This window comes from Propioniciclava sp. LT432 (genome assembly GCF_059515965.1).
This window is the reverse complement of the sequence record NZ_JCAKNE010000031.1, coordinates 40,308-53,396: the sequence shown is the minus strand read 5'-3', so window position 1 is coordinate 53,396 and position 13,089 is coordinate 40,308. Positions and strand designations below refer to the sequence as shown.

The 13,089-nt window shown below is 69.9% G+C and carries 13 protein-coding genes; 1 reads left to right on the top strand and 12 read right to left on the bottom strand.

What is annotated here, in order from left to right:
• Positions 1-1,414: 1,414 nt before the first annotated feature.
• The 3 genes from AC5YDV_RS16435 to AC5YDV_RS16425 form a co-directional block, all read right to left on the bottom strand.
• Positions 1,415-1,882 carry a zinc-binding dehydrogenase gene (locus tag AC5YDV_RS16435; RefSeq protein ID WP_496192530.1) on the bottom strand — a complete coding sequence of 156 codons (468 nt, stop codon included), beginning with the start codon at positions 1,880-1,882 and terminating at the stop codon, positions 1,415-1,417.
• Positions 1,883-1,982: 100 nt separating this feature from the next.
• Positions 1,983-2,114: a hypothetical protein gene (locus tag AC5YDV_RS16430; protein WP_496192531.1), complete on the bottom strand. Its 132-nt coding sequence runs from the start codon at positions 2,112-2,114 to the stop codon at positions 1,983-1,985.
• Positions 2,096-2,323: an alcohol dehydrogenase catalytic domain-containing protein gene (locus AC5YDV_RS16425; protein WP_496184610.1), complete on the bottom strand. Its 228-nt coding sequence runs from the start codon at positions 2,321-2,323 to the stop codon at positions 2,096-2,098. The genes AC5YDV_RS16430 and AC5YDV_RS16425 overlap by 19 nt, the downstream gene beginning before the upstream one ends.
• Positions 2,324-2,535: 212 nt before the next feature.
• Here AC5YDV_RS16425 and AC5YDV_RS16420 point away from each other — a divergent pair, with 212 nt between their 5' ends.
• On the top strand, positions 2,536-2,934 hold the full coding sequence (locus tag AC5YDV_RS16420) for a VOC family protein (RefSeq protein ID WP_496184606.1): 399 nt from the start codon (positions 2,536-2,538) through the stop codon (positions 2,932-2,934).
• A 103-nt stretch (positions 2,935-3,037) separates the two neighbouring features.
• Here the strand turns inward: AC5YDV_RS16420 and AC5YDV_RS16415 are convergent, their stop codons facing one another.
• The 9 genes from AC5YDV_RS16415 to AC5YDV_RS16375 form a co-directional block, all read right to left on the bottom strand.
• Positions 3,038-3,712, bottom strand: coding sequence for an alpha/beta fold hydrolase (locus tag AC5YDV_RS16415; protein WP_496184605.1), 675 nt, complete (start codon positions 3,710-3,712; stop codon positions 3,038-3,040).
• 102 nt (positions 3,713-3,814) lie between these two features.
• Positions 3,815-5,026, bottom strand: coding sequence for a class I SAM-dependent methyltransferase (locus AC5YDV_RS16410; protein WP_496184604.1), 1,212 nt, complete (start codon positions 5,024-5,026; stop codon positions 3,815-3,817).
• Between the two features lie 92 nt (positions 5,027-5,118).
• On the bottom strand, positions 5,119-5,595 hold the full coding sequence (locus AC5YDV_RS16405) for a thiamine pyrophosphate-dependent enzyme (RefSeq protein ID WP_496184603.1): 477 nt from the start codon (positions 5,593-5,595) through the stop codon (positions 5,119-5,121).
• On the bottom strand, positions 5,592-8,735 hold the full coding sequence (nifJ, locus tag AC5YDV_RS16400) for a pyruvate:ferredoxin (flavodoxin) oxidoreductase (RefSeq protein WP_496184602.1): 3,144 nt from the start codon (positions 8,733-8,735) through the stop codon (positions 5,592-5,594). Before nifJ ends, AC5YDV_RS16405 begins: the two co-directional genes overlap by 4 nt.
• A gap of 203 nt (positions 8,736-8,938) precedes the next feature.
• The gene (locus AC5YDV_RS16395; RefSeq protein WP_496184601.1) at positions 8,939-9,541 is read right to left on the bottom strand and encodes a hypothetical protein; all 603 of its coding nucleotides are present in this window, start codon (positions 9,539-9,541) and stop codon (positions 8,939-8,941) included.
• A gap of 67 nt (positions 9,542-9,608) precedes the next feature.
• Complete coding sequence (locus AC5YDV_RS16390) at positions 9,609-11,063, bottom strand: hypothetical protein (RefSeq protein WP_496184600.1); 1,455 nt, start codon at positions 11,061-11,063, stop codon at positions 9,609-9,611.
• Positions 11,060-11,899 carry an Fpg/Nei family DNA glycosylase gene (locus tag AC5YDV_RS16385; RefSeq protein WP_496184599.1) on the bottom strand — a complete coding sequence of 280 codons (840 nt, stop codon included), beginning with the start codon at positions 11,897-11,899 and terminating at the stop codon, positions 11,060-11,062. The genes AC5YDV_RS16390 and AC5YDV_RS16385 overlap by 4 nt, the downstream gene beginning before the upstream one ends.
• Before the next feature lie 48 nt (positions 11,900-11,947).
• Positions 11,948-12,403 carry a ribose-5-phosphate isomerase gene (locus tag AC5YDV_RS16380; RefSeq protein WP_496184598.1) on the bottom strand — a complete coding sequence of 152 codons (456 nt, stop codon included), beginning with the start codon at positions 12,401-12,403 and terminating at the stop codon, positions 11,948-11,950.
• 38 nt (positions 12,404-12,441) lie between these two features.
• A complete protein-coding gene (locus AC5YDV_RS16375; protein WP_496184597.1) occupies positions 12,442-13,044 on the bottom strand; it encodes a DsbA family protein in 603 nt (200 codons plus the stop codon).
• Positions 13,045-13,089 lie beyond the last annotated feature (45 nt).

Sequence of the window (13,089 nt, the reverse complement as noted above, 5' to 3'; positions counted from 1 at the left end):
GTCGTAGGCCGGGAACGCGCCACGGGACGATGAGGTCACCACCCAGCATGGCCGGCGTCCCCTTGAGCCTTGTGAGGCTTGCGTCGGGCGCCGGCTTCAACTTGACACTTGAATTGGCACTTTCGGCTACAGGCCGGCAATACGCCCAGATCGCTCAAACTCTCTTCGCTGTTCGAGGAAGTCCGAGGCAAGCGTGGCACCTTCTTGGCGTAGAGTGACGTGAGCGGGCCAACCTCCAGCTAGATCATCGCCATCGGGGATTTGGTACAGCAAGGCGTCGCCGCGTTGCCAGCCGACCTCGCGCAACTCAGCTGGGGTAAGCGAAAACGCGTTCCCGGCCATCCATGATGTCAAGGCCCCGAGAGCTTCCCTCAGGGATCGAAATGCTTCATCAACGTCAGTTGAATCGAAGAACCACTCCGTCCACTTACCCTCCAAGGCGTACAACGGGTCCGATTGCTCATCGGTCCACTGCTTGAGGGGACTGTTCTGCAGCCAGGCCAGGGGGCCGCGCTCCCACGGTAGGTCATCCAGAACTGAAGTGAACTGCGCTCGATCGCGCTCACTTCCTTCCGCACGCGTCGCTTCTAGACGGGAGAGCCTTTCTCGTGCGCTACCCAGCTGATGCCGCATCCGATCGAGGGTAGCCAATTGGGCCGCCATGGCTAGGAGTAACACCAAGGACACACCCCACCCCCACCACGCATTTTCAGAAAACCAACTGCGCATGTTTGGAAAGAAGACCACGCCGGCACCGAGTAACGTTGCGATGCCCAAGAGGGTCGCTATAACAGACCGGGTAGCGGCCCGTGGATTCATCATGAAGTTTAGCTTACGGGTAGCTCGCGTCACCTTGGCCCCCTACCGGCCCGGGATGCGCTCTCGTCAGAACCCAGAGCCTCCGAGGTATACCGACGCGCTCGTGGTCCACCCGCCTGTCAAGTTGACATGACTCTGCCGAGTTCCCGCATCAAGCAGTTGCGTTATGTCACGACCATGGGCATGACTGCGATCTCAAGACCATCCCCATCGGCATACGTCCACAGCCGGGGGTGAGGCCGGACCTCCGCAGTCCTGGACTGAATCTCCGGGCTTGGACTCGGGGCCTGCTGCCCTTGGCGTACCCCCCCAGACCCGATGGGGCCCAAGGATGCTCACGCCATCACGTGAATCGGCAGACCTGATGGGGGGGCACTGTGCCGGGCTGCTGAGGGGTAGTCTGGTCAGCAGGAAGGGGGCGAGTTGGGGCGACAGGATGGACACGCGATTCTGTAGCCCCCAATAAGCCCCCAAAACGCAACAACAGGTCAGGAACTCCATCGTTACCCCTAGTCAACGAGAGATCGAGACGAGGGGGTCGCTGATTCGAGTCCTGTCGCCCCGACCATGTCGCCACATCGTCCTGGCTACGGGTTCAACGCTCGCCCAGCTGGGGCTCCGTAGTCAGGACGATGTTGCCGATTACCTGTCCGGTCTCGTACAAGGTGTTCGCGTCAGCGGCCCCAAGGAGCGGGAAGGTGGCCGCAACCACCGGACGAATGGCACCCTCACGCAGCAGCCTGAAGAGCGTCGCCCAGTCCGCCAGGAACGGCTTCCGGTCGAGGAAGGACAGGCCGGTGCTGTACAGCGTCGCCTTCCTGCCATCGGGCCACAGGGAAAGCCCGCCCACCAGCCCGAGCAGTCTCAACATCGCGGCCAAGCTGCCCGGATTCCCGAAACCCACCAGCGTCCCGCCCCGCCGGAGCAGGGAGTAGCCGCGCCAGTGGTCCTTCCCGGCCATCCCGTCCAGCACCGCGTCCAGACCGGCTGGTTCGGCCTGTCTGATCACCCGCACGTAGTCCTCGGTGAGGTAGTCGATCGGAGTGGCCCCGTACTCCTGCAAGATCTGGTGCTTGCCTCGGGAGGCCACTCCATAGAGGCGAAGGCCGCGAGCCGCCCCAACTGGAGCAACGCGGTCCCGATCCCGCCACTGGCACCGATGATCAGCACCCGGTCACCCCTCCCGCACACGGGCGGTGCAGCACCTGATAGGCGACCAGGTAGTTGAGGATGAGGGGCACCACTTGGGCGGGGTCCAGGTCGGCCGGCACCGGAGTCAAGGCCTTGGCGGGCACGTACACGTACTCGGCGTACCGCCATAGATGGTCAGGGCCGCGACCCGTTCCCCCACTGACGCGCCCGTCACTCCTGTACCCACGGCGTCGACGTCCCCGACGATCGAGTAACCCGGCACGAACGGCGTCCGAACGCGGAACGGAGAAGGACCGTAACGGGCCTGGACGTCCGGGGCGCTGACCGAGGCCGCCAGAGCCTTCACACGCACCTGCTTCGCTGCTGGGAGACGAAGCTCCTTCACGACGGTCCGCAACACCTCCGGACCCCCACGCGCCGTGACAACCACAGCCCTGTAGCCCACATCAGATTCTAACGCCGCCGGCACCGCGACCGAGCAGAAACATCACCCACCTGCATGGCCCAGCTGCGGACAGCATGATCGGACAAAGCAGTCTTCGCCCTCCCCGCTACTTTGGGTCCATGGCAGCTCCCCTTCCGTACCTGTACTTTCCTGGCACCGCCCGAGAAGCGCTGACCTTCTACGCCGGCATCTTCGGTGGGGAGGCGCAACTGTTCACCCAAGAGCAGATGGGCGCCCGTGAAGGCCGAGCTGACGCCATCGCCCACGGCGAACTCACCGGTCCTGTCACGCTCTGCGCCGCCGATGGCGACTCCACCGCGAATCCCCGTGTTGAGGGCCTGCAGCTGGCCCTGCTGGGGACTGCTGCTCCCGACATCCTGCGCGGTTGGTTCGTGGCCCTCTCTGAGGGCGGCCGCGTCGTCGACGATCTTCAGGAGCGTCCATGGGGCGACTGGGATGGCACCGTCGTGGATCGCTACGGCCTCACCTGGCTGATCGGCTTCCACCCGGAAGCCTGAGCGCTCCAGCTCGCCTTGGCGTGAGGGTGTCCAACCCGTGTGGACGCCCATTGCCTTGACGCTGCTCCGAATCCGCTGCGGGCATTTTCCGCGATAGCGCAGGCTACGCGAGGGCGTCCGCCAGTTCTCGGGGGCGGCTGAGTGCCACCAAGTGGCCACCGGGCAGGATCCCGGGCGTGATGCCCAGCCGTTTCTGCGCCACTCGTGTCTGGAACTCGACCGGGAAGAACCGGTCGTCGCGGCTGCTGAGGACGATCGTGGCCACGTCTGGCCAGGCGTCCAGTGGCCAGGGTTCCTTGAACGGTGTTGCCGACTGCTGCGCCTCGCGGGCCATCGCCCCCCGGGTGATGTCGTCGGGAACGTCGTGGAAGAAGTGGACCAGCGGGTCGAACGGTGCGTCGGGGGAACGGCCCTGGATCAGGTCCAACTCACGACGGGCGGCGTCCTGGCCGGTGTTGACCCACCAGTCGCCTCCGGACTCCCCTGGCGTGGGAATCATCGCGTTGACGAGCACCAGCCGGTCGACCGGTAGGCGGCCGCACACCAAGGGCGCGGTGAGTCCGCCCATGGATGACGCCACCACGACAAGAGGTCCGCCCAGGCCACTCGGGGTGACCGCCACGACAGCGTCCGCGTACTCCTGCAGGCCGGCGCCATCATCACCGGCGGGCAGGTCGACCGTGATCACCTCATGCCGGGCTTGCTCCAGTTCAGGCACCAATCGGTGCCAGTACCACGCGCTGCCACCCGCTCCGGGGATCAACAGGAACGTACCCATGGGACCACCATGACCCCCCGAGCGCCCATCCGGAAGGGGCAGCCCCCACCACCCCTGCTGCCCAACGCGCGGATCTTGCCGCGTTCGGCCACTGAGGGTTTGTCAGGGACGCGCGGCACGGCCCGCGCGCGCTACCGCCCGCAGTGTCAAGGGACCCGTCGGTTCACCGAGCCGCTCGAAGAGGGCGCGGCGCAGGACGGCCCGGTGCGGGGCGTCCAGGCCCACGCAGTAGCTGCCCGCCGGCCCGACCCCCTCCAAGAATCCCGACCACAGCTCGTCGAAGTCCGCGTAGGTCGACGCCACCGTCAGCGTCGACTCGGTGACCTCCTCGAAGCCGGACTCGTCCAGCCACTGGGCGATCTCGCCGTCGCGTCCGAACCGCATCACCCGCAGTTCATCCCGGGCGTCGGCGTCCACGCTGACCGCGGCGTCCCAGAACGCCCGCAGCATCTCCATGCCGTGGGCGAAGTCCCACACCGTCGCCGCGATGGTGCCGCCGGGTCGCACCACGCGGTGCGCCTCGGTGGCCGCCCGGGCCGGGTCCGCCACGAAGTGAAGTACCAGTTGGGCCAGCGCGACGTCGAACGGGGCGTCGTCGAACGGCAACGACTCCGCGGAGCCGACGCGGATGTCCACTCCTGGGTGTCGACGCCGGCAAGCGGCCACGAACGGCTCGGACGGGTCGCACGCCGAGACCGCACGAACGCCGAGGAGCCGGACAAGTTCCCCGGTCAACGCTCCCGGCCCGCACCCCACGTCCAGCGCCCGTTGGCCCGGCGCCACCCCGGCGAACTCGGCGAAGGCCACGGACAGCGGCCGGGAGTACCGGCCCATGAAGCGGTCGTAGGCCTCCCCCGACGCGGTGAAGGGCCGCCCCGTCAGCGGCATCTGGGCGATCGCCGGACGCCCTCCGCCGGCCTCGAAGTGGGCCAGCAGCGCTGCGGCGTACGCGTCGGACGCCGTGGGCGCGGAGAAGAGAACATCGGGACGGCCCGCGAGGCGCACCCGCACCTCGAATCCGGACGCCGTCCGGGTCAGGCTCTGGAACGCGTTCCCGAGCCGATCCCGGAGCTGCGCCTCCGAGGGCAGCCACAGCGCCTGCTCGACGCTCACCGAGTCGAGCGCCCACTCCGTCGTCCCGTCGAACGCCAGCAGCGTGCCCGTGGGGTAGTCACGCGCCTCGATGACCATGTCGGCCACCGTGAACACCTCACCCTCCAACGCGTCGGCGAGGACAACGAACCGGTCGCCCGCGCTCGGGCGCCAGACGAGACCCGCCTGCCGGAGCCGGCCGGCCGCCGAATGGGAGATCATCCCCGCATTATGCGCCCGATCAGCCGCTCTGCCATGGTGGAAGCAGCCTCCGCCTGGCCGACACGCCGCAGCGGCCGGCGTGCTGCCAACGCTCAGCCCCGCGAGGAAGCCCCACCTTCTTCGAGTGGCCTGTCCCCGGGCACCGATCGCTCGATCCCCGCCACCTGGGTGTAGTAGCGCCAGCGCTCGTCCACGTCAGCCTGGGCGAGTACCGCCAGTTCCTCCGCCCGCTCGGGGTTGGAGCGGGCCAGCATCGAGAAGCGTCCCTCGCCGGTCATGAACTCCTTGACCGGAAGCGTGGGCGGCTTGCTGTCGAGCTTGAGCGGGGCGCCGGTCCCGTCGTCGGGGCGGAACCGGTAGAGGGGCCAGTAGCCGGAAGCGACGGCGTCCGCTTGGTGCGACATGGACGTGGCCATCTCGATGCCGTGCTCGATGCACGTCGAGTACGCGATGAGGAGGGACGGGCCGGGCCACGCCTGGGCCTCGAGCATCGCCCGGACGGCCTGCTGCTGGTTGGCACCGATCGCGAGCCGCGCGACGTACACATCACCGTAGGACTGGGCGATCATGCCCAGGTCCTTCTTGGCCGTCCCCTTGCCCGCGACGCGAACTTGGCCGTGGCCCCTCGCGGCGTCGACTTGGAGGCCTGTCCGCCGGTGTTGGAGTACACTCCGGTGTCGAGCACCAGGACGTTGACGTTGCGGCCCGACGCCAGGACGTGGTCGAGGCCGCCGTACCCGATGTCGTAGGCCCAGCCGTCGCCACCGATGATCCACACGGACTTCTCCACGAGCTCGTCGGCGAGCGAGGCCAACCTGCGCACCGCATCCGCGTCGCCCGCATCGGCGTCGCCCGCGGTGGCGTCGGCCGCGAGCTCCGAGAGCCGCTGCTTCACCTGCTCCACCCGACCACGCTGCCCTGCCACGCCGGCCTCGTCGGACTGGTCGGCCCCGAGCAGGGCACCGGCGAGGTCCCCACCGATGGGTTCGCGCAGACTCCTCAAGAGCCGGCGCGCCTCGGAGTTCTGCTGCTCCCAGGCGATCCGCATGCCCAGACCGAACTCGGCATTGTCCTCGAACAGGGAGTTCGCCCAAGCGGGACCGCGGCCATCGGCGTTCCTGGCGTACGGAACGGTCGGCATGTTCGCACCATAGATGGACGAACAGCCGGTCGCGTTGGCGATGATCATCCGGTCGCCGAACAACTGCGTGAGCGTCTTGATGTACGGCGTCTCGCCGCAGCCCGAGCAGGCCAGCGAGAACTCGAACAGGGGTTGCAGTTGGGCGACCCCCTTCACCTGGTCGTGCCGGACGTCGGTGCGCGCGATCTCGGGCAGGCCCAGGAAGTACTCGTAGTTGACCCGCTCCCGGTCGCGGTGGACGGCCGCCGGCTCCATGTTGATCGACTTGTGGTCCGGTTCGGTCCTGGACCTGGCTGGGCAGATGTCGACGCAGATGCCGCACCCGGTGCAGTCGTCCGGGGCCACCTGCACGATCAGCCGGTGGTCCTTGAGCGTGCGGTCCTTGTACGGCTTCGACGCGAGGGTGGCCGGGGCGTCCGCCAAGATGCCCTCGGGCGCGAGCTTGATGCGGATGGCGGCGTGCGGGCAGACCACGGCGCACTTGCCGCAGTCGGTGCACAGGGAGGCGTCCCACACCGGGATCTCCGTGGCGAGAGCCCGCTTCTCCCACGTCGACGTTCCGGTCGGCCAGACGCCGCCGACGGGGAGCGCGCTGACCGGCAGGAGGTCCCCCTCGCCGTGCAGCATCTTCTGCGTGACCCGCTGGACGAAGTCCGGCGCGGCGTCCGGAACGGGGGCGAGCCGGTGCACCTTGCTGGAGGCGGCGTCGGGGATCTCCACCTCCCGCAGGGCGTCGATGGCCGCGTCGATGGCGGCGAAGTTGCGCTCGACGACGGTGCGCCCGCGCTTGCCGTAGGTCTTCTCGACGGACGCCTTGATCCTCGGGATCGCCTCATCGGCCGGCACGACACCGGAGAGGGCGAAGAAGCAGGGCTGCATGACGGTGTTGATGCGCTTGCCCAGACCCGCCCGCTTGGCCACGGACTCCGCGTCGATGACGAAGAGCCGCAGTCGCCGCTCGAGGATCACGGCCTGCACCTCGGCCGGCAGGTGGTCCCAGGTGTCGAGGCCGTACGGAGAGTTGAGCAGCACCGTCGCGCCGGGCTTTGCGATGTCGATCGTCTTCATCGTCTTGAGCAGGTCGAACTGGTGGACTCCGACGAAGTCGGCTTCCTGCACGAGGTAACTCGACCGGATGGGGTCGGTCCCGAAGCGCAGGTGCGAGACGGTGGACGCCCCGGACTTGCGGGAGTCGTAGACGAAGTAGCCCTGGGCCTCGGCGTCCGGCTGTTCGCCGATGATCTTCACCGAGTTCTTGGCTGCGCCCACGGTGCCGTCCGAGCCCAGGCCGAAGAACACCGCCGCGAGCGCCTTCTGCGGCACGCGGAAGGAGTCGTCGACCTCCAGCGACAGGTGGGTGACGTCGTCGACGATGCCGACGGTGAAGCGGGGCTTCGGCTCGGGCTTGAGCAGTTCGTCGAAGACCGCCTTCGCCATGGCCGGCGTGAACTCCTTGCTCGACAGGCCATAGCGTCCCCCGATCACGGTCGGCATGCGGTGGAACCGCTCCCCACCGCGCTGCCCCAACGCCACCATGACGTCCGCGTGCAGCGGCTCCGCGGGCGCCCCGGGTTCCTTCGAGCGATCCAACACGGCGATGCCGTGGACCGTCTTCGGGAGGGCGGCGAGGAACTCCGCGACCGGGAACGGGCGGAACAGGCGGACGGTGAGCACGCCGACCTTCTCACCGCGACGGTTCAGTTCGTCGACGGTCTCGGCCAGAGTGCCGGACGCCGACCCCATCACGACGACGACCCGGTCGGCGTCCGACGCGCCGTGGTAGTCGACCAGCGAGTAGCGGCGTCCCGTCCGTGCCGCGAGTTCGGCGAAGACCTCGGCCACCGCTGCCGGCACGGCGTCGTGGAACCGGTTCGCCGCCTCGGCCGCCTGGAAGAACGTGTCGGGGTTCTCGGCGGTCCCGCGGACGGACGGGGCGTCGGGCGTCAGGCCCCGGCTGCGGTGGGCGAGCACGTCCTCCTCACGCACCAGCGCCCGCATGTCCTCCCGCGTGAGCAGTTGGATGGTGTTGACCTCGTGAGACGTGCGGAACCCGTCGAAGAAGTGGAGGAACGGCACCCGGCTGCGGAGGGTCGCCGCGTGCGAGACCAGCGCGAAGTCCTGGGCCTCCTGCACGCTCGACGCCGAGAGCATCGCCCAACCGGTCATGCGCGCGCTCATCACGTCCGAGTGGTCACCGAAGATGCTGAGGGCGTGGGTGGCGACCGTGCGGGCGGCGACGTGGATCACGGCCGGGGTCAGTTCACCCGCGATCTTGTACATGTTGGGCAACATCAGCAGCAGCCCCTGAGACGCCGTGAAGGTGGTGCCGAGAGTGCCCTTGGTGATGGCGCCGTGGAGCGCACCGGCGGCGCCGCCCTCGGACTGCATCTCGACGACCTGCGGAACAGCGCCCCAGAGGTTCGTGCGACTCTGGGCGCTCCAGGAGTCCGCGGACTCCCCCATCGCCGAGCTCGGTGTGATCGGGTAGATTGCGATCACCTCGCTCAGCGCATGCGCGACCCGCGCCGCGGCCTCATTCCCGTCGATGGTCGCCCACTTGTTCTCCACGCCGACTCCCGAGGTCGAAGTTCCCCCCATCCTCACCGTCCCGCATGGCTCGGGAGGGGCTGTTCGCCCAGTGGTCCGGACGACACCAACCGCCCCGCGTGTGCTCCCTGCCCGCTGCGCCGGCACGGAAGGCGTCGGAGGGGGACGTGCGGACGACACCATGTGGCATCGAGGCCGCACGGCATTTCATCGCTGTGGGCCCATCACCTTTCCCACCCCGGCAAGCCTGCGGGAATCGTCGGCGACGGGACCGGCTCCGCGGGGGGAGGCGTCGTGGGGGCCGGCGCCTGCGTGGTCGGTGCCGGGGCCTGCGTGGTCGGAGCCGGGGTGGTCGGCGCCGGGGCCTGCGAGGGCGGAGCGGGGGCCTGGGTGGTCGACGCGGGCGGAGCCGGTTGAGGGACGCCTTGGGCCGGTTCGGTCGTGCGCGTGGCCGGCGCACGGGGTGCAGGGGGGCTCGGGCGCACCGTCGGGCTGGGGCGGACGCCGGGCGTCGGCGCCGGTGCGACGGACGCCGAGGGCGTCGCTTCCGGCGTCACGGTGGCCTCCGGCGAGGCGCTCACCTCGGGCGTGGCCGTCACCTCGGGCGTGGCGGACGCCGTGCGCCCGGCCGTCAAGGGCGCCGGGTTGGGCTGCCCCCAGGGATCGGGCGCTGTGACCGGGTTCAGGATCGCGTTGGCCAGGGCCCAGACGACCAGGCCGACGGTTGCCAGGGTCCCCACCGCGAGGGCATAGCCCCACCAGGGGATCATCCACCAGTGGAAGCCCCCGTGACGGCGCATGGCGCGGCGCAGTTCGTCCAAGGCCATGGTCGCCATTGTGGCAAACCATCACGGGACCGGATAGACACCCACGCCCAGGATGCCGATCGGGGGGTCAGGCCCCGATCTCCCCCAGCAGCAGCCACGCCAGGCCCTCGTACCCGGGCTGCAACCCATCGGCGTGGTCGGCCAGCAGCAGGGCCGCCCCCCGCTCAGCGGCCGCCGCGGCCACCCGCTTGGCCGCCCATCCTTCCGGCACAAGCCGGAGCAGGGCCACCAGGAGGCCGGCGTCCGCCTCGGACAGCCCGAGCGGCAGGCCGGGCAGGACGCCGTCCCCGAACCGGTGGGCGATCCCATGGACGCGCGGCCCGAAAACAGCGGCGTCCGTGTCGCCCAGCAGCGCGGCCTCGAAGGCGGCCTCCGGTGTCGCGGCGCGGGCGAAGACGCGGGTGAGGTCGAGTGGCGGCATGCCCATCCGCAGCGTGGCCAGCCAGCAGCGGGTCGCGACCATGCCCTGGCCCACGTCCGCCACCCCGGTCAGCACCGCCTCGCACGCCGCCGCCAACAGGGCCTCGTCGTGGGTCTCGACGGCGATGACGGCCGCGATGGCCGGGGCGAAGACGTCACCTCGGGCCAGCCAGTCCTCCCTCTCGAGCCAGTCCAGCACGGCCTCCGGGTCCGCCACCGCGCGCCTGGACAGAGCGGCCGCGACGACCGCCCCGGTGGCGGACGGCACGGACGAGGGTCGCGTGGACTTCAGGGCGGCCGAGAGCTCGGCGAGGAAGGGCTCCAGGGGCGGGACGAACGTCACGGCCAGCCGCTGCACACCGCGGACGCCGTGCACGGCCACCTCGCGGTGCCCCGGCTCGCCGAGCAGCACGCTGGTGGTGTCCTCGGTGGCCAGGCGGACGCCGGGGCCGGACACCACCGCCAGGTCGGGCTCGTCCAGGCGCAGGTCGTCCCCGGGAGCGACGACGAGTTCGGGCAGCCAGGCCGGCAGGAGGCCGCGGACCGCCGCGGCGTCCGGCACCTCCTCGAATTCCAGCGTGGTCTGGTGCCGTCCGTAGGCGCGGACGGAGCCGGTCGGGTTCGCCAGGTGGAACAGCGCGACGCCGTCACCCAGCGCGTCCCCGCGGCGGTCCAGCGGCGTGAACGCGCGCATGCCGGACGCCGACCTCAGGAATCCCTGACGCACGCGGACGACCAACGCCGGGCCGGGGGCGTCCCGGGGGGCGAGGATGATGAAGCCCTCGGTGTCGCTGGCCCACGACCAGCCCGTCCAGGCGTCGTGCACGGTGACGACCATCCCGAGCGGGGGCAGGGCGCGCTCGGTGGCGTCGATGTTGTCGAGCGAGACCACGGTCGTCCAGCCTCCGGGGTCGGCGACGTGGCGCAGGCGGACGGTGGCGTGGTCGTCCCGGGTCAGGCGCGCCTCGGAATCGTCCGGCTCCCAGCCCGGCACCGGCTCCCCCGGCAGGCCGAAGACGAACTCGGCCACTGATGTCTCACCCCGGCGGACGAGCAGGCCCCGTCCGCCTCCGGTCACCGAGCACGTGAATCCCCAGCTCACGAGCCCGGCACCTCGACGAGGCCACGGGAACCGGGCGACTGGCAGACAGCGCACCAGTACAGGTTGCGTCCGGCGAGGTCAGCGGTCGACACGGGCGTCCCGCACACGTGGCAGGGCAGGTCGGCGCGCCGATAGACGTACACCTCTCCACCGTGGCGATCCACGCGCGGGTCGCGCCCGGTGGCCTCGGGGGTGTGGTCGTCGGCGACGGTGTCGATCCGCCCGACCTCCACGGCGGCGCGCATCAGGGTCACGAGGTCGGCCCAGATGGCACCGAAGACGGGCCGCGCGAGGTCTTGGCCGGGAAGCATCGGGTCGATGCGATGCCGGTAGAGGACCTCCGCACGGAAGATGTTGCCCACCCCGGCGAAGGCCCGCTGGTCCATGAGCAGGGCGGCGATGGGCTTGCGCGAGCGGGACACGACCTCCCACGCGCGCTCGGGGTCGGCGTCGTCGCGGATGGGGTCCGGACCCGAATCGGCGATCACGGCCGCACGCTCGGCGGGCGTGATCAGCCGGCACCACTGCGGCCCGCGGAGGTCGGCGGCCGTCCTCCCGTCGGTGATGCGCAGGCGCAGCGTGGTGGGGTTGGGCGCGGGGAACGCGGTCGTGAACAGGAACCTCCCGATCAGACCCAGGTGGATCCAGACCGTGCCCGGCTCGAAGTCGACCAGCAGGTGTTTGCCGACCGAGTCGGCCCCCACGAGGACCCGACCGTCCAGCAGGGCGGCGGCCTCCGCGAAGCGTCCCTGCGGTGAGGACACCGACACGGCACGGCCGCCGAACTCGCCGGCCAGGGCGCGGGCGAGCCGGTGCGTGACGTGTCCCTCGGGCATGGCGGCGAGTGTAGCCCGCCCGGGAGTGACCCTCCCGGGGGGTGGGGGTCAGGCGCCGCGGCCCTCGTCGTAGGCGTCGATGATCGCGAGGCGACGGACGTGGCGCGGATCGCCGGAGAAGGGGGTGTCGAGGAACACCTTGGCCATCTCCAGGGCCTCGGGCAGGCTCTGCATCCGCCCACCCATCGACAGGACATTGGCGTTGTTGTGCTCGCGGGCCAGGCGGGCCATGACGAGGTTGTAGGCCAACGCCGCCCGGATGCCCCTCACCTTGTTGGCGACGATCTGCTCGCCGTTGCCGGAGCCGCCCAGCACGATCCCGAACGACTCCGGGTCGGCCGCGACGGCCTCGGCGGCGGGCAGGATGAACACGGGGTAGTCGTCCTGGGCGTCGTACGCGTGAGCTCCATGGTCGACCACCTCGTGCCCGAGCGCCCTCAACTCCTTGACCAGGAACTGCTTGAGGTCGAACGCCGCATGGTCGGTGGCAATGTGAACCAGCATGGCCTCAGTCTCCCCCACGCGGCGGCGCCGCAACAGGCTCAATCGAAGATGGGGCCCACGGTGCGCGTCCGCTTGAGCTCGTAGAAGCCCTCGTACGCGGTGACCTTGACGAGGCCGTCGAACAGGCTGGCGGCCTCCTCGCCCTTGGGTGCCGGGGAGATGACGGGGCCGAAGAGGCCCTTGCCGTTCAGGTGGATCACCGGCGTGCCCACCTCGTCGCCCACCGGGTCCATGCCCCGGTGGTGGCTGGCGCGCAGGTCGGCGTCGTGGGCGTCCGTCTGCCCGAGTTCGGCCAACCCGACGGGCAGCCCGACGTCGGCCAGCGCCCCCTCGATGGTCTCGTGCGCCTGCGGCTCGCCTCCGGGATGGAAGCGCGTGCCGATCGCGGTGTAGAAGTCGCGCAACGCCTGCTGGCCGTGCTCGCGCTCCACGGCGAGTGCCACCCGGGCGGCCGCCCAGCCGTTGTCCATCGCCGCGCGGTAGTCCGGCTCGAGGTCGCGGCCCTCGTTGAGCACCGACAGGCTCATCACGTGGAAGTCGACCCTCACGTCGCGCAACTTCTCGACCTCGAGCAGCCATCGGGACGTCATCCAGGCCCACGGGCACATGGGATCGAACCAGAGATCAACCGTCTGTGTCATGGGCGCCAGCGTAGCCGGGCCCACGACACTGAAATGTTGCGGGGG